Here is a 20991-nt window from a genome sequence, read left to right as displayed (position 1 = left end):
TCTACTGTTGGAACGCGGTCAACTGTAGGAGTGAGCCTGCTCGCGATAGCGGTTTAAAATTCACCACTGAGGTTGGTGGGAACCCAAATCCGTGGCAGGCAACGCCCACTGCAACGGTGTGCCGCTGATCTTCACCGGCGCCAGCAACCGATGTGCTGGCCCCCATGGGGTTTGTTCCAAGGGCAACCCATGGTCTTGTTCATCCTCGGCACGCAACGCTTCGCTTGTTCCTGACCCACACTCAATCAACAACTTCGCCGTTCGCGCCAACGACAACCGTGCCGAACCACCATGTCCATTCCTCAACCGCTCAGTCAGCAACCTGATCGCACTCGCCGCCATCAAATAGCCGGTCGCATGATCCAGCGCCTGCACCGGCAACGGCGTCGGTTTGTCCGCGTGCTTCCAGCGCTGCCCGGCCTCGGCGATGCCGCTGCTCATTTGCACCAGGCTGTCGAAGCCCCGACGGTTCTGCCAAGGGCCGCTCCAGCCGTAAGCGTTGAGGCAGACATCGATCAGCCCCGGCGCCAGTTGGCGACGGCGTTCGAGGCCGAAACCAAGATTCTCCAACGCATCAGCGCGATAACCGTGCAGCAGAATATCGGCGTTTTTCAACAGGTTTTCGAAGACTGCTCGATCAGCCGGAATCTGCAAATCCAAGCGTGCGCAACGTTTGCCCAAGGTCATTTCCGGGACGACGCCGGGCTCGTTCCAGGTCGGTGGATCGATGCGCAAAACCTCAGCACCGAGCCCCGCGAGGAAACGACTGGCGGTAGGGCCGGCGAGTACGCGCGTCAGATCCAACACCTTGATCCCGGCCAATGGGCGTTCCACCGAGCCTTGCCACGATTTCGCATGTTCATCCTGATCAGCGATGAAGTGAACAAGCGGCTCGGCATTCACCGCCAACCCCTGCGGGTGCTGTTGCCACTGCGCCCAACTGCGCATTTCGGCGGCGCAACCCTTGGCGTCGACCACCGCTTGCTCCAGTTCCGTGCTCGCCCATTGCGCGACTTTCGCCGCCATCGCCTCACGGTCAGCGCAGGCACCGAGCACGCGTTCAGCGGCGGCGCGGTGGTGCGGGGCGTTGGTGTGCAGGCGAATCCAGCCGTCGCGCGTTGCGTAGTCACCGGCGACCGGATCCCACAGCGGCGGCACTTGCCAGCCGATCGGGCGCAGTGATGAGGAGAACCAGAACGAAGCCAGGCGACGATTGACTGCAACGGCGGGCAGGTGGCCGGTTTGTTGCTGCAAGAGTTCGCTGACGGCTTGCCCGGCAGCGGCGATGCTGGCGCAGGCCAGATCGGTGACGGCGAAGGCCGAGGGCAGGGCGCCACTGGCGGTGAACGCAATCGGCGTGTGCGGCAAGCCGAGTGCGGCTTGAATGGACGTGAGTAAATCAGTCATCGAAGGCCCTCCGGAGCGAGAGGGCGATGATAGTGCAAAACGTCACTGGATTAGATGAAGGCTCTTGTAGGAGCTGAGCTTGCTCGCGAAAGCGGTGTGTCAGTCGACGAAGATGTTGAATGTGACGGCCTCTTCGCGAGCAAGCTCTGCTCCTACAAGTTTGTGTGGTGAGGTCTAGACGCGGAACTGATCCATCAATTTCATCTGCTGGCTCGCCAGTGCATTGAGCTGGCTGCTGATCGCCGCCGACTCGGTGGCTTGTCCGGTCAGGGTTTCGGTCACGGTGCGAATCGCCGAAACGTTGCGGTTAACCTCTTCGGCCACCGCGCTCTGCTGTTCAGCCGCGCTGGCGATTTGCAGGTTCATGTCGCTGATCACCGTCACCGCGTCGCTGATCTTGCCCAGCGCATCCACCGCCTGACGAATCTGCCCGGCGTTGTTGTGCGCCTGGGTCTGGCTCGAATGCATGGTCGCGACCACGCCGCGCGTGCCGGTCTGAATACGCTCGATCACCACGCGAATTTCTTCCACCGAATCCTGCGTGCGTTTGGCGAGGTTGCGCACCTCGTCGGCGACCACCGCGAAACCGCGTCCACTCTCACCGGCACGGGCCGCCTCAATCGCCGCGTTGAGCGCGAGCAGGTTGGTTTGTTCGGCGATGCTGCGGATCACTTCCAGTACCGAACCGATCTGCTCGCTGTTGACCGCCAGCGCTTCAACTTCGGTCACCGCTTTGCTGACTTCATCGGCCAGTTGATTGATGTCGCGGGTGCTGCGTTCGATGATCGACATGCCGTCCTTCGCCGACTGATCGGCACCTTTCGCGGCGTTGGCTGCGTTCGACGCGCTGTTGGCGACGTCGTGGGCGGTGGCGCTCATTTCGTTGGATGCGGTGGCGACCTGATCGATTTCGCGGAACTGCACCTGCATGCCTTCGCTGGTCTGACGGGCGATTTCCGAAGACTGGTCGGCGGTGCCGCGCGCTTCGGTGATGCTCTGTTTGATCTGCGCGATGGTCGGTTGCAGCTTGTCGAGGAAACGGTTGAACCAGTTCACCAGTTCGCCCAGTTCATCTTTCTTGCTGTAGTTCAGACGCTGGGTCAGATCGCCTTCGCCGCTGGCGATGTTCTTCAACATCTCGGCGACGCTGTTGATCGGACGGGTAACGCCAGACGCGGTCAGCCAGATCAGCAGCAGACCGACCACGCCAGCCACCACAGCCACCAGCAGCGCGGTGAGCACGCCGGTTTCCTGGGCATCATCGAGCACAGCTTGCAGCTTGACCGAGTCGGCCAGCAGCACTTGTTTCGGCAGGTCGATGACCACGCCCCAAGCGCGCGAGTTGCCAATCGGGTCGACCGGGTACACCGCACGAATCAGATCGCCCTGTTCGAGGATTTTCGGTGTGCCGGAGGCGAGCAGTTGCAGTACGTCCTGGCCATTGGCGCCGAGGGTGTCGTTGAGCTTTTTGCCGACCTTGGTCGCGTCTGAGCTGTCGGCGCCGAGCACGCCGCTGCCGGAGACGATAAGCATGTGCCCGGCGTTGTTGAAGAGGTTGCGTTGCGAGTCGACGGCGGCTGCTTGCAGCGCGTCGAGGGCGATGTCGACACCGACCACGCCGATCGCTTTGCCGTCGACAATCAACGGTACGGAAATGGTCGTCATGAGCATTTCCTTATTGCCCACGGTGTCTGCGTACGGGTCGAGCAAACAGGTGCGTTTGTTGTCGCGAGGGCAGGTGTACCAGCTGTTGTACGGTGTGCCACTGACGCTGAGGGTAGTTTTGGTGAGGTCTTCTTCGACCATGATCGTGTTCAGCGAGGCGCCGGCCGCGCGGCTCCAATAGGTCGCGAAACGCCCGGCTTCGTTGGACTGGCGCGCGGCGTCGTTGGCGAACTCGCTGTCCTTGCCGTCGAGGCCGTTGGGTTCGAAGGCGAGCCAGATGCCGAGCACTTTATCGTTGCGCTCGAACGCGGTTTTCAGGCTCTGGTTCAACTCTTCGCGCAGGGCGCCGGCGTCCAGCGAACGCTTGGCGGCCATCACGCGCATGTCTTTGATCTGATCCGCCAGCGCGGTAATCACCAACAAGCTTTCGCCAAAGGTTTTCTGCACCCGCACCGCTTGTTCGGCGGCTTTGGCTTGCAGCAGGTTTTGCACGCTGGCGATGAGCAGCTGGTTGCTGGAATTGCTGACCAGTTCATCGTTCTGGTTGGTCTGGTAGATGTTCATGCCAACAATCAGCGCGACCACACCGAGCAGGCACAGACCGGAGAGCAGGACGATTTTCAGGCGGATGGACAGAGAGTCGAACATGGGGCGATCTCGCGAATGGATAAACGGTTGGCTTGCGGGTATGGACTACCCGGTTCGCCAAATCCATTCAGCGCCATGAATGCTCATCGGCGCGAGGCGAAAAGGCATGAGGCGCGCGCCGACGAACGGTCAGCGCTAAACGTTTGCGCAGGGGAAAGTGCTGGAAATCAGAGCAATTTCAGGGAAGTGTTTGCGTGTTTGGGAGGGCACTTGTGGTGAGGGGATTTATCCCCGTTCGGCTGCGAAGCAGTCGTTAGACTAGAGAATGCGGTCTGTCAGTGGAACGGGGGGGCCGGGTTTGGGGCTGCTTCGCAGCCCAGCGGGGATAAATCCCCTCGCCACAGGGTTTATGTATGCCGCAGATTTGGAGTGATCTTTGAAATATCAGGCGGGTTTAGTGATGGTTTCCGGGCGCGACCAGATCCACACATTCCCCAGCCCCATCCCGGCAATCGCCAGATAGATTGGCCAGCCGTGATCGAGCACGACCAACATCAACGTCGCACACAGCAACATGCTCACCGTCGCGCTGACTTTGGCTTTGCGCGCGATGATTTTGCCATTGCGCCAGTTGCTCAGAATCGGCCCGAACAGGCGATGGTTTTCCAGCCAGGCACTCAGGCGCGGCGAGCTGCGGGTGGCGGCCCAGGCGGCGAGGAGGATGAACTCGGTGGTCGGCAGGCCGGGCACGACAATGGCGATCAGGCCGATGCCGAGGCTGACGTAGGCCAGGAGGCCGAACAGCACGCGGGCGAGTTTGGAGGAGGCTGGTTGCGACATGGGCTCGGCGGGATGCTTCTGAAGCGGAATGGAGATCTTACAGGCTTACGCGGCCCCTTGTAGGAGCAAGGCTTGCCCGCGAAGGCGGTGTGTCAGTCAACGATGATGTTGAATGGGCGGGCGCTTTCGCGGGCAAGCCTTGCTCCTACAAGGATCGTGTCGGGAATCAGGCCGGTTCGGCCTCGGTGGCGTAAGCCTGTTCCAGCAACACGGTGAAGCGGTTGAACGCGTCGATCGCGCCTTGCTCCACTTCGGCTTCTTCTTCAGCGCTGAATTCCAGTGAATCCAGGGTGCGCACGAAGCTCTTCCAGCCTTCGGCACGGCCACCTTCTGGCTCACCGAGGTGACGGGCGCCGAAGGTTTCGCTCAGCTCCAGGGCCACGGCGCGTTTGATCAGGAACGCAGCGCCGAGCTTCGAACCTTCGGACACAAAAATCCAGCCCAGTGCCCGTGCCTTGCTCGGGTTTTTTACCGCGCCGGCAACCGGGGCCGGGACTTCGGTGTCGAGATCGGCGAGGTCAGCCTTGGCCGCTTCGGCGCGGCAGCGGGCCGGCAGGTCAGGGACGATGGCGGTCAGTTCGGCGCTGTTGTAGAGGTCGACCAGTTCCGACTGGAACAGGTACTGCGCGACCACGAAACGAGCGAAGTTGGCGCGGGTCTCGAACGGTGCGTGAGCCTTCACCAGTGCATCGAGCTTGGTGTGCGGTTCGTTGGTGATCTGGTTCAAGCGTTGCGAACGCAGGGCAGGGCGTTGTTCGGTGTCTTGAGCTGTCATGGGAAATCCTTGAGAAAGAGAGGCGCTTGCTAACGAGACGAACAAGCAGACGCCTGAGCGTAAAAAAACCTCACTGCGCGGTGCTTGAACACGCGCAGTGAGGTCGGCCGGATCAGATGTCCCAGACCAGATTGATCGCGAAGTTGCGGCCCGGTTGGGTCAGGCGATCGAGGTTGGCCGGTTGCGTGACCGAGGCTTCGCCGACGCTGTCGTAACCGCGCACGTCATCCCACTGCCAGTACTTCTTGTCGGTCAGGTTGTAGAGACCGGCGTTGACGGTCACGTCGTCGGTGACTTTGTAGAAGCCCGCCAGATCGAGCACGCCATAACCCGGGGTCTTGAACTGGGTGCTGGTGCCGTCAGGCGTTTTGAACATGGTGCTGTCGACACGATCCTTGCGTTTGACCAGCGTCCAGCTCAGCAGTGCGCCGTATTTGTCCTGGTCATAACCGAGGCCGAACACGCCGGTCAGCGGGTTGATGCTGTTCAGCGGCTCACCGCTGTCGTCGTTGCGGCCATACAGGTACGCCATCGAGCCTTGGGTGTAGAGACCGGTCGGTGCGCCGAAGGTATCGAGGTTCAGGCGACCTTTAAGCTCCACGCCTTTGATGGTGGCGTGTTTGATGTTGTTGCTCTGGAACGTGGTCTCGGTGTAACCGGGAGTGATGGCGTTCTCGTCGATGAAATCACGGTACTTGTTGTAGAACACCGCAACGTCGAAGGTGCCTGCTTCAAACTGGCCACGCAGACCGGTTTCATAGCTTTTGCTTTTTTCCGGTTCAAGATCCGGGTTCGGCGCGACCTGGTAGCCGCCCGCGAGGTTTTCAAAGCGACCATACAAAGCCTTGGCGGTCGGTGTGCGGAAGCCTTCGGCGTACTGACCGTACCAGGTGTAGTTGTCGTTGAAGCTGTAAGTGGTGCCGAACTTCGGCGACAGACGATGCCAGGTTTTCTTCTCGTCGCTGACCTGACCGTTGCCGCTCTGGTCGGCAGTGGCGAGGAACTCATCGGTGATATGCGGTTTGAGTTCGGTGTAGTCGTAACGTGCGCCCGGCAGGAACGTCCAGTTGCCCCAGCTGATCTGGTCCTGGGCAAACAGGCTGTAGCTGTTGATGGTCGGATCCGGGAAGTCGCTGGCCGGTGTCAAGGTGTCGGCCGCGCTTGGCGCCCCGATCACGCGGCAGGCGCCGGCGACGGTCAGGCAGGTGCCGGAGCCGGTGCGCAGACCGGTGACCTTGTCCTGCTTGATGGTCGTGCCGTAGGTGATGGTGTGATCGGTGTCGGCGATGGCAAACGACTTGTCAGCCTGCGCATCGAATACCCACTGGCGATCTTTGTAATTGGTGTCGCGGTTGCGCAGCACAGTGCGCGACGGCGCGTAGATTTCCTGGGTGCTCTGATCGGTCTTGGCGATCTGATAGTTGAGCGACCACTTGATGTTGTCGGCCAGCACAGTGTCCAGCGCGAAGCGGTGTTCCAGACCGAAACGCTCGCGGGTAACGGTGTCGTTGCCGGTGCGCGACTTGTAGAAACCAAAGCCGCGTCCAGCGTTGAACGGGCCGCCGACGGCGCTCAACTGGTTGGTGTCGCGATCATCTTTATAGTGTTCGTAGGTCAGGCCGAAGCGCGCGTCGTCAGCGTAGTTCCAGCCGAGTTTGGCCAGCACGTTGGTGGTGCGCACGTCTTCCGGGTTGGCCTCGGTGCGGTTGAGACCGGTGCCACCGGTTTCGCCGTAGGACTCGGTTTCGTGACCGTTGCGCTGGCTCAGGTGCAGCAAACCGTCGAAGTCGCCGGTGCGGCCAGCAACGGTGCCGGAGGTCAGCCAGCTGTCATCGGCCGAGCTGTAACCGGTTTTCAGCCGGGCGCCGACGTCCTGGCCAGGCTTGATGATGTCGTCCGGATCGAGGGTGTAGTAGCTGACGGCGCCGCCAATGGCGTTGCTGCCGTACAGCACCGAGGCCGGGCCGCGGAGAATTTCGACGCGTTTGACGATTTCCGGGTCGACGTAATTGCGGTTGGTCTGTGCGTACGGGCCGTTGAAGAAACTGTCCGGCACTTGCACGCCGTCGACCTGAGTCAGCACGCGGTCGCCATCGATACCACGGATGTTGTAGCCGGTGATGCCGGCACGTTGACCGGCACCGCCCACCGAAACGCCCGGCTCGTACCGCACCAGATCCTTGATCGAATTGACGTTGTTGCGATCGAGATCTTCGCGGGTCTGCACGCTGACGGTGGCCGGCACGCTATTGACCGACTGTTCCTGACGCGTGGCGCTGATGGTCACCTGATCAAGGTTGAGGGTGCCGCTGCTGTTGCGCTTTTCCAGCACCACATTGTTGTTGCTCAGCTTGCGGAAGCTCAAATTGGTCCCCACCAACAGCCGCTCCAGCGCTTTCTCCGGCGGCAGCGAACCGCGCACGCCCGGCGACGATACGCCCTGACCCAGTTCCGCCGGCAAGCCGACCTGCCAACCGGTCACAGAGGTGAAGGCATTGAGCGCCGACACCAGCGGTTGCTGGTTGATGGAGAACGCGTAATCACCCATGTTGCGCGCCGGTTGCTCGGTGGCAGCCATCAGCGGTGCGGTGCCGGCCATGAGAATGGCAGCGGTCAGCAGCGACAATACGCGGGAAGGGGAAGTCTGACGGGTAAGGCGTGAGGACATCGATAGCGCTCCGTGTCGCACGAATCTTTATAGGTGCTGATTGGCATCGTGATGCGAATCAATTGCATTGGCTATAACGAGACGAACGGGCTTCAGCTATCGAGTAAAAATAATTCTCATTTAGTTCAAGATCACCAGCGCCGGGAATTCCTGCAAGCGCGCGGAGGTGATGTGGGCGAGAGAGCGCACCACGTCGAGTGGTTGATCGAGGCGATAATTGCCGGTCACGGCGACGTCGGCCAACTGCTCGTTGGTATTGATGATCCAGCCCGGATAGTAGCGGCGCAGCTCGGCCAGCACTTGGTTGAGCGGACAGTTCTCGAACACCAGTCGGCCTTGTACCCAGGCCAGATCGGTCGCCGCATCAAGTTTGGACGGGCGGTCGAAGCCATTAGGGCCGATGCGGATACTTTCCCCGGCCGACAGGCGCACGCGGGCATCGTTGTGGGTCGCGCGCAGATCGACATCGCCACGCTGGACGTTGACCTGCGCGACGCCATCGAGATAACGCACGGCGAATTCGGTGTCGCGCACACTGGCTTTGACCGGGCCAGCATCGATTTCCAAGGGCTGAGTGCGGCTGCCGGCGATCTCGAAATACGCCTCGCCCTGATACAGCCGCGCGACGCGCTGCTGATCATTGATCGTGCTGGAGAACGCGGAATTGGTGTTGAGCAGGACTTTCGAACCGTCCTCCAGTTGCAGGCGCTGACGCTCGCCAACCACCGTCAAATGATCGGCTTGAATGCGCATCGGCAGGTTGCTGAAACTGAACAGACCAAGAATCAGCACAGCAGCAGTGGCCAACGGTTTCCAGTGCGGGCGCAACCGCTTGAGAAAGGTGACCTTGGCCGGTTTCGCCGCGAGGCTTTGCGCGCACTGAATGACTTGCGGGCCATCCCAGATCGCCTGCGCCTTGGCGAACGCTTCGGCGTTCAACGGATCAGCCGCCAGCCAGGCATGAAACTGCCGGGTCTGCTCCTCGTCCGGGCTGCCGAGCACGATGAGCCAGTCGAGCGCCTGATCCATTGCGTCTGCAGCGTCCCGCGCCGAATCAGGCGAAGGCGAGCGGTGGGTGTCCGTCACGGTGTTTCCTCGGGCTTTTTCAAAGCAAGTTTCGAGTTTCAAGCGACAAGCTGCAAGCTAAAGCTCATTCGGTGTGAACTTTGAGTTTTCAGCTTGCCGCTTGAAGCTTATAACTCGCCGCTGCTGTTATGCCGTTCGGCGACGCCGATGCAAATGGACATGATCAGTTTCAATTCTTTCTGCACGGTACTCAGGGAGACGTTCAGTTCGTCCGCTATTTCCTGGTAGCTGTTGCCGTGCAAACGGCTGAGGATGAAAATCTGCTGCTGACGCGAGCTGAGTTCGCTGAGGCTCACGTTCAATCGCTCCAGCATTTGTTCGGCGTGGGCGGCGTCTTCGGCGCTGCTGGCGGGGGCGGCGATGCTGTGCACGACGTCTTGCGGCACATCATCGACCATCGTCCGTGAGTGCAGCTTGCGCGCACGCAAATGATCCAGCGCCAGATTGCGCGCGGTCTGGAAGACAAAGGGCTCGAGGTGATCGATGGCCCGCTCGCTCAACGCCCGCGTCACGCGCAGGTAGGTTTCCTGCAGCAGGTCTTCAGCGGTGCTGTGATTGTTGACCATCCGTTCCAGCGTCCGCAGCAGGGACATACGCTGGGTGAGGAAGACGTGGTTGAAGCGCGATTGACTCACGGGGGAACCTGATCCATTTCGAGCGAATGATAATGCTTATCATCTATGCGAATGGTCAAGTATTGTTTTGTGATCGACACGGATAAATGCAGGAGCTGCCGAAGGCTGCGATCTTTTGATGTTGATCTTAAAAACAAGATCAAAAGATCGCAGCCTTCGGCAGCTCCTACGGGGAGAGCGAGGCAACCTTATTCGGCGTTACACAGCGCCAGGCAGTTATCCAGCATGCGGTTGGAGAAGCCCCACTCGTTGTCGTACCAGGCCAGCACTTTCAGCAGTTTGCCGCTGGATTTGGTGTGGTTGGCGTCGAAGATCGACGACAGCGGGTTGTGGTTGAAGTCGCTGGAAACCAGCGGCAACGTGTTGTAACCCAAAATCTTCGAATGCTGGCTCGCAGCCTTGAGCAGCGCATTGACCTCATCCGCCGAGGCTTCGCGCTTCAATTGCACGGTCAAATCCACCAACGAGACATTGATCACCGGCACCCGCACGGCCATGCCGGTCAGTTTGCCGGCCAGTTCCGGCAGCACCAGGCCGACCGCTTCAGCAGCGCCGGTCTTGCTCGGGATCATGTTCTGCGTGGCCGAACGCGCGCGGTACGGGTCGGTGTGATAGACGTCGGTGAGGTTCTGATCGTTGGTGTAGGCGTGAATGGTGGTCATCAAGCCGCTTTCGATGCCCAGCTCACGGTGCAGCACCTGCGCCACTGGCGCCAGACAGTTGGTGGTGCACGAAGCGTTGGAGATGATCTGGTGCGACTGGCGCAGAATGTCGTGGTTCACACCATAAACGACGGTGGCGTCGGCGCCTTTGGCCGGGGCCGAGATGATCACTTTGCGCGCGCCGGCAGTAATATGCGCGGCCGCTTTGGCGCGGTCGGTAAAGAGACCGGTGCATTCAAACACCACATCAATCTTTTCCGCGGCCCAGGGCAGGTCGGCCGGATTGCGAATCGCGCTGACCGCAATGCGGTCGCCGTTGACGGTCAGACTCTCGTTGTCATGCTCGACTTGCGCGTCGAACGTGCCGTGAACGGTGTCGTATTTGAGCAGGTGGGCGTTGATCGAGCTGTCGCCCAGATCGTTGATGGCGACGATCTGCAAATCCTGTCGATAGCCTTGGGTATACAGTGCGCGCAGGACATTACGGCCGATGCGGCCAAAACCATTGATTGCGATTCGTAGAGTCATGGAACAGCGCCGCCGTCGTTTTGTTGTTGGAATTACAAGATTATTCGCATAAAAATAGAAAACAAGCCTTTTTAATGGCAATATTTTGTTTTATCTACAACGAGTGACCTGAATCAACTGGTCCGAATGATCAAAAAAACCGTCTGTCATTCCAACAACAACGGCGTTTGATCAGCATAGACAATCAGGTCGCCACATCCGTTAGCCTGGAGTTCTACACATGCATCCCCGCGTTCTTGAGGTCACCGAACGGCTTATCGCCCGCAGCCGCGCCACGCGTCAGGCTTACCTTGCACTGATTCGCGGCGCCGCCACTGACGGGCCGATGCGCGGCAAGCTGCAATGCGCCAACTTCGCCCATGGCGTGGCCGGTTGCGGCAGCGAAGACAAGCACAGCCTGCGGATGATGAACTCGGCGAACATCGCCATTGTTTCGTCTTATAACGACATGCTATCGGCGCACCAGCCGTACGAAGTGTTCCCGGAACAGATCAAAAACGCCCTGCGCGAAATCGGCTCGGTCGGACAGTTCGCCGGTGGTACTCCGGCGATGTGCGACGGCGTGACCCAAGGCGAGCCGGGCATGGAACTGAGCCTGCCGAGCCGCGAAGTGATCGCCATGTCTACAGCGGTAGCGCTGTCGCACAACATGTTCGACGGCGCGCTGATGCTCGGCATCTGCGACAAGATCGTGCCGGGCCTGATGATGGGCTCGCTGCGTTTCGGCCACCTGCCGACGATTTTCGTGCCGGGCGGGCCGATGGTCTCGGGGATTTCCAACAAGGAAAAAGCCGACGTGCGCCAGAAGTACGCCGAAGGCAAAGCGACCCGCGAAGAGCTGCTGGAATCGGAGATGAAGTCCTACCACAGCCCGGGCACCTGCACCTTTTACGGCACCGCCAACACCAACCAGTTGCTGATGGAAGTCATGGGTCTGCACTTGCCGGGCGCTTCTTTCGTCAACCCGAACACGCCGCTGCGTGACGCGCTGACCCGCGAAGCCGCGCACCAGGTGACGCGCCTGACCAAACAAAACGGCAACTTCATGCCGATCGGCGAAATCGTCGACGAGAAGTCGCTGGTCAACTCGATTGTGGCGCTGCACGCCACCGGCGGTTCGACCAACCACACCCTGCACATGCCGGCCATCGCCATGGCGGCGGGCATTCAACTGACCTGGCAAGACATGGCCGACCTCTCCGAAGTCGTGCCGACCCTGAGCCACGTCTACCCGAACGGCAAAGCCGACATCAACCACTTCCAGGCGGCGGGCGGTATGTCGTTCCTGATCCGCGAACTGCTCGGCGCCGGTCTGTTGCACGAAGACGTCAACACGGTGCTCGGCCACGGCTTGAGCAAGTACACCAAAGAACCGTTCCTCGATAACGGTGAACTGGTCTGGCGCGAAGGGCCGGTCGACAGCCTCGACGAAAACATCCTGCGCCCGGTCGCTCGTGCGTTCTCGCAGGAAGGCGGTTTGCGCGTGATGGAAGGCAACCTCGGGCGCGGTGTGATGAAAGTGTCTGCGGTGGCGCTGGAAAACCAGATCGTCGAAGCACCAGCGATGGTGTTCCAGGATCAACAGGATCTGGCCGACGCGTTCAAGGCCGGTCTGCTGGAAAAAGATTTTGTCGCCGTGATGCGCTTCCAGGGCCCGCGCTCCAACGGCATGCCCGAGCTGCACAAGATGACGCCGTTCCTCGGCGTGCTGCAGGATCGCGGCTTCAAAGTCGCGCTGGTGACTGACGGGCGCATGTCCGGTGCCTCGGGGAAAATTCCGGCGGCGATTCACGTCAGCCCCGAAGCTTATGTCGGCGGTGCTTTGGCACGCGTGCAAGAGGGCGATATCATCCGCGTCGATGGCGTCAAAGGCACTTTGGAACTTAAAGTCGACGCCGCAGAATTTGCAGCACGCGAACCCGCCAAAGGCCTGTTGGGCAACAACATCGGCAGCGGTCGCGAACTGTTCGGCTTTATGCGCATGGCCTTCAGCTCGGCAGAGCAGGGCGCCAGCGCCTTCACTTCTGCCCTGGAGACGCTTAATTGAAACTGGCTTTGGTCGGTGACATCGGAGGCACCAACGCACGGTTTGCGTTGTGGAAAGATCAGCAACTGGAATCGGTTCAGGTCTTGGCCACCGCCGACCACGCCAGCCCGGAAGAGGCGATCAGCCTCTACCTGAGCGGGCTCGGTCTGGCGCCGGGCGCGATCGGTTCAGTGTGCCTGTCGGTGGCCGGTCCGGTCAGTGGTGATGAATTCAAGTTCACCAATAATCACTGGCGCCTGAGCCGCACGGCGTTCTGCAAAACCTTGCAGGTCGAGCAGTTGTTGCTGGTCAACGACTTCTCGGCAATGGCGCTGGGCATGACCCGTTTGCAGCCCGGCGAATTCCGCGTGGTCTGCGAAGGCACGCCGGAGCCGTTGCGCCCGGCGGTGGTGATCGGCCCGGGCACTGGTCTTGGCGTCGGCACCTTGCTCGATCTCGGTGAAGGTCGTTTCGCGGCGTTGCCGGGCGAGGGCGGTCACGTTGATCTGCCGCTGAGCAGCCCGCGTGAAACGCAATTGTGGCAGCACATCCATAACGAAATCGGCCATGTCAGTGCCGAGACGGCGTTGAGCGGCGGCGGTTTGCCGCGTGTTTACCGGGCGATCTGCGCGGTGGACGGACATGAACCGACACTCGATACGCCGGAAGCGATTACCGCAGCCGGGCTGGCGGGTGATCCGATTGCGCTGGAAGTGCTCGAGCAGTTCTGCTGCTGGCTCGGCCGTGTCGCCGGCAATAACGTGCTGACCACGGGTGGGCGTGGCGGGGTGTTTATCGTTGGCGGCGTGATTCCACGGTTTGCCGATTTCTTCCTCGAAAGCGGTTTTGCCCGCAGCTTTGCGGATAAGGGCTGCATGAGTGATTATTTCAAAGGCATACCGGTGTGGCTGGTGACAGCGCCGTATTCTGGCCTGATGGGCGCGGGTGTGGCCCTCGAGCAATCAATCCCAACCTGAAACCGTTAACTGAGTGAGTGAACCTTTGTGGCGAGGGGATTTATCCCCGATGGGTCGCGCAGCGGCCCCAAAAAAAGCGGGGGCTGCTGCGCAACCCATCGGGGATAAATCCCCTCGCCACAGGTTTATCTTTCACAGTGGTTCTGTAGTGTTTGTAAGTTCGATGCTTAAGGCATAATCCGCCCCAATTCCAACAACAAGGATGCCTTCGAAGTGAGCTCAGTCAACAAGTCGATATTGTTGGTCGATGACGACCAGGAAATACGCGAGTTGCTGGAAACCTACCTGACCCGCGCCGGGTTTCAGGTACGTGCCACGGCCGATGGCGCCAGTTTCCGTCAGGCACTCAACGAGGCGCCGAGCGATCTGGTGATCCTCGATGTCATGCTCCCCGACGAAGACGGCTTCAGCCTTTGCCGTTGGGTGCGTCAGCATCCGCGTCAGGCGCAGGTGCCGATCATCATGCTCACCGCCAGTTCCGACGAAGCCGATCGCGTGATCGGACTCGAACTCGGCGCTGACGACTACCTTGGCAAACCCTTCAGCCCGCGCGAACTGCAAGCGCGGATCAAAGCCCTGCTGCGCCGCGCGCAATTCGGTCAGGAACGTAACGGCAGCGAAGTGCTGGCATTTGATGAATGGCGGCTGGACATGGTCAGTCATCGTCTCTTTCACACCGACGGCGAGGAAGTGATTCTCTCCGGCGCCGATTTCGCCCTGCTGAAACTGTTCCTCGATCATCCGCAGGAAATTCTCGACCGCGACACCATCGGCAACGCCACCCGTGGCCGCGACCTGATGCCGCTCGATCGCATCGTCGACATGGCCGTCAGCCGCTTGCGCCAACGCCTGCGCGATACGGAAAAACCGCCACGACTGATCCGCACCGTGCGCGGCAGCGGTTACCAATTGGCAGCCAATGTGGTTGCCGGCAATGGTCACTGAGTCGCTGCGTAAACTCGCCGCCAAGGTGCCGGTACCGCGCTCGCTGCTCGGGCGGATGTTGCTGCTGACCTTGCTCGCCGTGCTGTTTGCGCAGACGTTGTCCAGCGTGATCTGGGTCTCGCAACTGCGCGCCACCCAGCTCGAAGGCCTGGTCACCAGCGCCCGCAGCCTCGCCCATTCGATGACCGCCAGCGTCAGTTATTTCCGCTCGTTGCCAGTGGCTTATCGCCCACTGGTGCTCGACCAATTGCGCAGCATGGGCGGCACCCGATTTGTCGTGACGCTCAATGACAAACCGCTGGGCATGGACGTTTTGCCGGTCACCCCGCGTAAAGCGGCGGTGATGAAAGCGGTCGACGAAGTGCTGCGCCAGACCTTGGGCCATGACACGGATATTTCGGTGACCTTTGTCAGCCCCGAGGATCTGCGTATCTTCAACGCCGGGCTGAAACTCGATGAATTGCCACGCTCGTGGGCGCATTACGCGTTGACCCTCGAGCCGGTCAATCCGCCGGTTCTGGTCACGCAAATCCAGATGGCGCCGGGCGAATGGCTGTACATCGCCTCGTTGCTGCCCGAGCCGTACACCAGTCTTGAAGAACAAGGCCTGCCGTCGCAGCAGGTGTGGTTTATCGTCCTCACCAGTGGCTTTCTGTTGTTGTTCATCGGCGTGCTGGTGCACTGGCAGAGCCGCCCGCTCAAGCGTCTGGCACGTGCGGCGCGGGACATGTCGCTGGGTGCCGACGTTGAGCCGGTGGCGGAGGGCGGCGGCAGTGAAGTGGTGGAAGTAGGGCGCGCGTTCAACAGCATGCGCGAACGCATCAGCCGTTACCTGACCGAACGCAGCCAGTTGTTCAGTGCTATTTCCCATGACCTGCGCACACCGATCACGCGATTGCGTTTGCGCGTGGAGTTGCTTGAAGACGAGCAACTGCAAGCCAAGTTCGGCCGCGATCTCGACGAGTTGGAGTTGCTGGTCAAAGGCGCGCTGCAATGCGTGAAAGACACCGATATCCACGAGAACATTGAACCGGTCGATCTCAATCATGTACTCGATTGTCTGGTCGAGCCGTATCTGGCGCCAAACGGCAATGGCCGCGTGACCCAACAGGGCCGGGCACTGGCGGCGTATTCGGGCAAGCCGTTGGCGCTGAAACGCTGCATTGGCAACTTGATCGACAACGCGTTGAAGTACGGGCAGAACGCGCATCTGCACATCGATGACGATGACAGCGCCTTTGTCTTGCACGTTGATGATGAAGGCCCGGGAGTGCCGGAGCAGCGGCTGGAGCAGGTGTTCGAGCCGCACTTCCGGTTGGCGGGGCAGCAGCAGGGGTATGGGCTGGGGTTGGGGATTGCTCGCAATATTGCCCACAGTCATGGCGGCGAAGTGACGTTGCAGAATTTGCGTGAGGGTGGGTTGCGGGTGACCCTGCAATTGCCGCGCAGTGCTGACTAGGTAGACCGCGTTATCGTTCTTCGCGAGCAAGCCCGCTCCCACAGGTGACCGCGTTCCATCGGGAAGAATGCGGTCGGATGTGGGAGCGGGCTTGCTCGCGAAGGCGTCCGACCTGACAACACATGTCACGGTCTGGTGACAAAACCCGCCCCCTTCGTTACAAGCCCACCCCGGCCCGTTGTTTAGACTCCCCGCAGTCATAACAACAAAAAAGGCCACCCATGGATCGTTTCCAACCCGGCTTCAGCAGTTGGCTGAACGCCCCTGCCCACCAGCAATGGCTTGCCGCTGAAGGCCTGCGTCTGCTGGATTTCGCCAAGGCTGCAAAACTCCCGCAAGGTTTCGGCAACCTCGACGAACGCGGCCGTCTGCCAGCGAACGCGCAAGCCGAAACCATGAACACCGCGCGCATGACCCACAGCTTCGCCATGGCCCATATTCAGGGCTTGCCGGGTTTCGCTGAACTGGTCGATCACGGCATCGCCGCACTGCGCGGGCCGTTGCGTGATGCGTTGCACGGTGGCTGGTTCGCCGTCGCCGAACACCGCGACGACAACACCGGCAAAAACGCCTATCTGCATGCTTTCGTCGCGCTGGCCGCCAGCTCTGCTGTGGCCGCAAAACGCCCCGGCGCGCAAGCGTTGCTGGATGATGCGATCGACATCATCGACACCTATTTCTGGAGCGAAGAAGAGGGCGCCATGCGCGAATTCTTCAATCGCGACTGGAGCGAAGAAGAAGCCTATCGCGGCGCCAACAGCAACATGCACGCGACCGAAGCATTCCTCGCGCTGGCCGATGTCACTGAAGACCCGCGCTGGCTGGTACGTGCGCAACGCATCGTCGAGCGGGTTATCCACGGCCACGCTGCTGCCAACGGTTACATGGTCATCGAACACTTCGATCGCGACTGGCAACCGCTGCGCGAATACAACCACGACAATCCGGCTGACGGTTTCCGCCCCTACGGCACCACGCCGGGCCACGGTTTCGAGTGGGCGCGGCTGTTGCTGCACCTCGAAGCAGCGCGGGTGCAGGCCGGCATGCTCACGCCCGGTTGGCTGGCGACCGATGCGCAGAAACTTTTCGAGAACAATTGCCGCAACGGCTGGAACGTCGATGGTTTGCCGGGCATCGTTTACACCCTCGACTGGAACAACAAAGCCGTCGTCCGTCATCGCTTGCACTGGACGCATGCCGAAGCCAGCGCCGCCGCCAGCGCCTTGCTCAAACGCACCGGCGATGAGCAATACGAAACCTGGTATCGGCTGTTCTGGGAATTCTGCGAAACGCATTTCATCGATCGTTGCGACGGCAGTTGGCACCACGAACTCAATCCGCAAAACCTCCCGAGTGCCGATATCTGGGCGGGCAAACCCGACCTGTATCACGCCTGGCAAGCGGTGCTGATCCCTCGTCTACCCTTGTCACCGAGCATGGCGACTGCTTTGGCGCAGTTGTCTCAAGAGATTCCTGTGTAACCATGCGGTGACATTCGCGCGTCCCTTCGTTACCTGCGAAGGGAAACGTCCTGTTTAAACTCCTGTGCAGCGCAAGCACCAGACTTGCATGCATAACAACAAGAAAGGTACATCTCAGATGAATGCGATTTCTCGCCTCGCTACTGTCATTTCTGTCGCCTCCCTGTTCCCGCTCGCAATTCTGCCTCTCAGTGTTTCTGCTGCCGAATCCAAAGGTTCGGTCGAAGTCGTGCACTGGTGGACGTCCGGTGGCGAAAAAGCCGCTGTTGATGTGCTCAAGGCTCAAGTCGAAAAAGACGGTTTCACCTGGAAAGACGGCGCTGTCGCCGGTGGTGGCGGTGCCACTGCCATGACCGTGCTGAAAAGCCGTGCCGTTGCCGGCAACCCGCCTGGCGTTGCTCAGATCAAAGGCCCGGACATCCAGGAATGGGCATCGACCGGCCTGCTCGACACCGACGTGCTGAAAGACGTCGCCAAGTCGGAAAAGTGGGACAGCCTGCTCGACAAGAAAGTCTCCGATACCGTCAAGTACGACGGTGATTACGTGGCCGTGCCGGTGAACATTCACCGCGTGAACTGGCTGTGGATCAACCCGGAAGTCTTCAAGAAAGCCGGCATCACCAAGAACCCGACCACCCTCGAAGAATTCTACGCTGCAGGCGACAAGCTGAAGGCTGCGGGCTTCATTCCGCTGGCTCACGGCGGTCAGCCTTGGCAGGACAGCACCGTGTTCGAAGCCGTGGTGCTGTCGGTCATGGGTGTCGATGGTTACAAGAAAGCCCTGGTTGATCTGGACAACGGCGCGCTGACCGGTCCGGAGATGGTCAAGGCACTGACCGAGCTGAAGAAAGTCGCGACCTACATGGACGTCGACGGCAAAGGTCAGGACTGGAACCTGGAAGCGGCCAAAGTCATCAACGGCAAGGCCGGCATGCAGATCATGGGTGACTGGGCCAAGTCCGAATGGACTGCCGCCAAGAAAATCGCCGGCAAGGATTACGAGTGCGTAGCCTTCCCGGGCACCGACAAAGCGTTCACCTACAACATCGACTCGCTGGCTGTGTTCAAGCAGAAAGATGCGGGCACTGCGGCCGGTCAGAAAGACATCGCCAAAGTCGTGTTGGGTGAAAACTTCCAGAAAGTCTTCAGCATCAACAAAGGCTCGATCCCGGTTCGCAACGACATGTTGAACAACATGGAAGCGCTGGGCTTCGACTCCTGCGCACAGACCGCTGCCAAAGACTTCCTGGCTGACGCCAAATCCGGCGGCCTGCAACCAAGCATGGCGCACAACATGGCGACCACGCTGGCCGTGCAAGGCGCGTTCTTTGATGTCGTGACCAACTACATCAACGATCCGAAAGCCGACCCGGCCGACACCGCCAAGAAACTCGGCGCAGCGATCAAGTCGTCCAAATAAGCGTCGGTAGCGCAGGCTTCTCCTGTGGGAGCGAGCCTGCTCGCGAAGGCGTTGTGTCAGTTGCTCCATCCGTCGACTGACACACCGCATTCGCGAGCAGGCTCGCTCCCACAAGGGATCTCACTGTAGTTTTTATTCCCTGTACTGGATTTCCCCATGAGTTCTGTTGCTGTGTTCAGCAAGGCCTCGCCGTTCGATGCATTGCAGCGCTGGCTACCAAAACTGGTGCTGGCGCCGAGCATGTTCATCGTTCTGGTGGGCTTCTATGGCTACATCCTGTGGACGTTCGTGTTGTCGTTCACCACCTCGACGTTCCTGCCCAACTACAAGTGGGCCGGTCTGGCGCAATACGCGCGGTTGTTCGACAACGATCGCTGGTGGGTCGCGAGCAAAAACCTCGCGGTGTTCGGCGGCATGTTTATCGGTATCACTCTGGTGATCGGCGTGTTGCTGGCGGTGTTCCTCGACCAGCGCATCCGTCGCGAAGGCTTTATCCGCACCATTTACCTGTACCCGATGGCGCTCTCGATGATCGTCACCGGTACCGCATGGAAATGGCTGCTCAACCCGGGCATGGGCCTGGACAAATTGTTGCGTGACTGGGGCTGGGAAGGCTTCCGTCTCGACTGGCTGATCGACCCTGATCGCGTGGTGTATTGCCTGGTGATCGCTGCTGTCTGGCAAGCCTCGGGCTTTATCATGGCGATGTTCCTCGCCGGCCTGCGTGGCGTTGATCAATCGATCATCCGTGCCGCCCAGATCGATGGCGCGAGCATGCCGATGATCTACTGGAAAGTCGTGCTGCCAAGTCTGCGTCCGGTGTTCTTCAGTGCCGTGATGATTCTGGCGCACATCGCGATCAAGAGCTTCGACCTGGTCGCGGCGATGACCGCCGGTGGCCCGGGTTATTCCTCCGACCTGCCGGCGATGTTCATGTATTCCTTCACCTTCAGTCGCGGCCAGATGGGCATGGGCTCGGCCAGTGCGATTCTGATGCTCGGCGCGATCCTCGCGATCATCGTGCCTTACCTGTATTCCGAGCTGAGGACCAAGCGCAATGACTAGTCTCGCTGCCAAACCTGCTATCAGCCTGAGTCGCATCGCGATCTACGCGGTGCTGATTTTCGCGGTGTTCCTGTATCTGGTGCCGCTGGTGGTGATGTTGCTGACCAGCTTCAAGACCCCGGAAGACATCAGCACCGGCAACCTGTTGAGCTGGCCGACCGTGGTCAGCGGCATCGGCTGGGTCAAGGCCTGGGCCACGGTTGACGGTTACTTCTGGAACTCGATCAAGATCACCGTTCCAGCCGTGATCATCTCCACCGGTATCGGTGCGTTGAACGGTTATGTGCTGTCGTTCTGGCGCTTCCGTGGTTCGCAGTTGTTCTTTGGCCTGCTGTTGTTCGGCTGCTTCCTGCCGTTCCAGACCGTGCTGCTGCCGGCCTCGTTCACCCTCGGCAAAATGGGCCTGGCGAGCACCACCACCGGCCTGGTATTTATCCACGTGGTTTACGGTCTGGCGTTCACCACGCTGTTCTTCCGGAACTACTACGTGAGCATTCCGGATGCGCTGGTGAAAGCCGCACGTCTGGATGGCGCGGGTTTCTTCACGATTTTCCGCCGCATCATTCTGCCGATGTCGACGCCGATCATCATGGTCTGCCTGATCTGGCAATTCACCCAGATCTGGAACGACTTCCTGTTCGGTGTGGTGTTCTCCAGCGGTGATTCGCAACCGATCACGGTAGCGCTGAACAACCTGGTCAACACCAGCACCGGCGCCAAGGAATACAACGTTGATATGGCAGCGGCGATGATCGCCGGCCTGC

General features: G+C 60.2%; 15 protein-coding genes and 2 pseudogenes. 8 read left to right on the top strand and 9 right to left on the bottom strand.

Going from position 1 to position 20991, the window contains the following annotated elements; translation table 11 throughout:
- Positions 1-60: 60 nt before the first annotated feature.
- The 9 genes and pseudogenes from ACIP1X_RS18935 to gap form a co-directional block, all read right to left on the bottom strand.
- On the bottom strand, positions 61-1407 hold the full coding sequence (locus tag ACIP1X_RS18935; protein WP_400754233.1) for a CoA transferase: 1347 nt from the start codon (positions 1405-1407) through the stop codon (positions 61-63).
- 174 nt (positions 1408-1581) lie between these two features.
- Positions 1582-2109, bottom strand: a pseudogene (locus ACIP1X_RS18930) (methyl-accepting chemotaxis protein); the annotation flags it as partial.
- A 378-nt stretch (positions 2110-2487) separates the two neighbouring features.
- A pseudogene (locus tag ACIP1X_RS18925) lies at positions 2488-3447 on the bottom strand (chemotaxis protein); the annotation flags it as partial.
- Between the two features lie 657 nt (positions 3448-4104).
- Positions 4105-4500 carry a YbaN family protein gene (locus ACIP1X_RS18920; protein WP_400754231.1) on the bottom strand — a complete coding sequence of 132 codons (396 nt, stop codon included), beginning with the start codon at positions 4498-4500 and terminating at the stop codon, positions 4105-4107.
- A 166-nt stretch (positions 4501-4666) separates the two neighbouring features.
- Complete coding sequence (locus ACIP1X_RS18915; protein WP_159812518.1) at positions 4667-5275, bottom strand: biliverdin-producing heme oxygenase; 609 nt, start codon at positions 5273-5275, stop codon at positions 4667-4669.
- 112 nt (positions 5276-5387) lie between these two features.
- A complete protein-coding gene (locus ACIP1X_RS18910; protein ID WP_159812517.1) occupies positions 5388-7943 on the bottom strand; it encodes a TonB-dependent receptor in 2556 nt (851 codons plus the stop codon).
- A gap of 120 nt (positions 7944-8063) precedes the next feature.
- Entirely contained in the window at positions 8064-9029 is a 966-nt protein-coding gene (locus ACIP1X_RS18905) for a FecR domain-containing protein (RefSeq protein WP_159812516.1), read from the bottom strand.
- A gap of 107 nt (positions 9030-9136) precedes the next feature.
- Positions 9137-9664, bottom strand: a complete 528-nt coding sequence (locus ACIP1X_RS18900; protein WP_053123030.1) for an RNA polymerase sigma factor — start codon at positions 9662-9664, stop codon at positions 9137-9139.
- 188 nt (positions 9665-9852) lie between these two features.
- Positions 9853-10854 carry a type I glyceraldehyde-3-phosphate dehydrogenase gene (gap, locus tag ACIP1X_RS18895; RefSeq protein WP_053123028.1) on the bottom strand — a complete coding sequence of 334 codons (1002 nt, stop codon included), beginning with the start codon at positions 10852-10854 and terminating at the stop codon, positions 9853-9855.
- 220 nt (positions 10855-11074) lie between these two features.
- Between gap and edd the strand changes: the two genes are divergently transcribed.
- The 8 genes from edd to ACIP1X_RS18855 form a co-directional block, all read left to right on the top strand.
- Entirely contained in the window at positions 11075-12901 is a 1827-nt protein-coding gene (edd, locus tag ACIP1X_RS18890) for a phosphogluconate dehydratase (RefSeq protein WP_053123026.1), read from the top strand.
- A complete protein-coding gene (locus tag ACIP1X_RS18885) occupies positions 12898-13857 on the top strand; it encodes a glucokinase (RefSeq protein WP_400754227.1) in 960 nt (319 codons plus the stop codon). Before edd ends, ACIP1X_RS18885 begins: the two co-directional genes overlap by 4 nt.
- 213 nt (positions 13858-14070) lie before the next feature.
- Positions 14071-14802 (top strand): response regulator, encoded by a 732-nt coding sequence (locus ACIP1X_RS18880; protein WP_008082801.1) that lies wholly within the window; start codon positions 14071-14073, stop codon positions 14800-14802.
- Positions 14792-16261 carry an ATP-binding protein gene (locus tag ACIP1X_RS18875; RefSeq protein WP_053123022.1) on the top strand — a complete coding sequence of 490 codons (1470 nt, stop codon included), beginning with the start codon at positions 14792-14794 and terminating at the stop codon, positions 16259-16261. The genes ACIP1X_RS18880 and ACIP1X_RS18875 overlap by 11 nt, the downstream gene beginning before the upstream one ends.
- 221 nt (positions 16262-16482) lie before the next feature.
- Positions 16483-17742 (top strand): AGE family epimerase/isomerase, encoded by a 1260-nt coding sequence (locus tag ACIP1X_RS18870; RefSeq protein WP_400754225.1) that lies wholly within the window; start codon positions 16483-16485, stop codon positions 17740-17742.
- 118 nt (positions 17743-17860) lie between these two features.
- Positions 17861-19162, top strand: coding sequence for an ABC transporter substrate-binding protein (locus tag ACIP1X_RS18865; RefSeq protein WP_400754222.1), 1302 nt, complete (start codon positions 17861-17863; stop codon positions 19160-19162).
- A gap of 156 nt (positions 19163-19318) precedes the next feature.
- The gene (locus ACIP1X_RS18860; protein WP_008082808.1) at positions 19319-20227 is read left to right on the top strand and encodes a carbohydrate ABC transporter permease; all 909 of its coding nucleotides are present in this window, start codon (positions 19319-19321) and stop codon (positions 20225-20227) included.
- On the top strand, positions 20220-20991 hold a 772-nt coding region (locus ACIP1X_RS18855), incomplete at its 3' end, for a carbohydrate ABC transporter permease (RefSeq protein ID WP_400754220.1). The genes ACIP1X_RS18860 and ACIP1X_RS18855, both read left to right, overlap by 8 nt.

The sequence above is a fragment of the Pseudomonas sp. NPDC088885 genome (assembly GCF_044750025.1).
GTDB classification, from domain to species: Bacteria; Pseudomonadota; Gammaproteobacteria; order Pseudomonadales; family Pseudomonadaceae; genus Aquipseudomonas; species Aquipseudomonas rustica.
The sequence above is the reverse complement of the archived record's forward strand: the minus strand, read 5'-3'. Positions and strand labels throughout refer to the sequence as shown.

Excerpts from the sequence above, each read along its gene's own strand:
- ACIP1X_RS18875 (WP_053123022.1), top strand. The coding sequence starts at position 14,792 with ATGGTCACTGAGTCGCTGCGTAAACTCGCCGCCAAGGTGCCGGTACCG.
- ACIP1X_RS18915 (WP_159812518.1), bottom strand. The coding sequence starts at position 5,275 with ATGACAGCTCAAGACACCGAACAACGCCCTGCCCTGCGTTCGCAACGC.
- ACIP1X_RS18910 (WP_159812517.1), bottom strand. The coding sequence starts at position 7,943 with ATGTCCTCACGCCTTACCCGTCAGACTTCCCCTTCCCGCGTATTGTCG.
- ACIP1X_RS18860 (WP_008082808.1), top strand. The coding sequence starts at position 19,319 with ATGAGTTCTGTTGCTGTGTTCAGCAAGGCCTCGCCGTTCGATGCATTG.
- ACIP1X_RS18935 (WP_400754233.1), bottom strand. The coding sequence starts at position 1,407 with ATGACTGATTTACTCACGTCCATTCAAGCCGCACTCGGCTTGCCGCAC.
- ACIP1X_RS18865 (WP_400754222.1), top strand. The coding sequence starts at position 17,861 with ATGAATGCGATTTCTCGCCTCGCTACTGTCATTTCTGTCGCCTCCCTG.
- gap (WP_053123028.1), bottom strand. The coding sequence starts at position 10,854 with ATGACTCTACGAATCGCAATCAATGGTTTTGGCCGCATCGGCCGTAAT.
- ACIP1X_RS18870 (WP_400754225.1), top strand. The coding sequence starts at position 16,483 with ATGGATCGTTTCCAACCCGGCTTCAGCAGTTGGCTGAACGCCCCTGCC.
- edd (WP_053123026.1), top strand. The coding sequence starts at position 11,075 with ATGCATCCCCGCGTTCTTGAGGTCACCGAACGGCTTATCGCCCGCAGC.
- ACIP1X_RS18920 (WP_400754231.1), bottom strand. The coding sequence starts at position 4,500 with ATGTCGCAACCAGCCTCCTCCAAACTCGCCCGCGTGCTGTTCGGCCTC.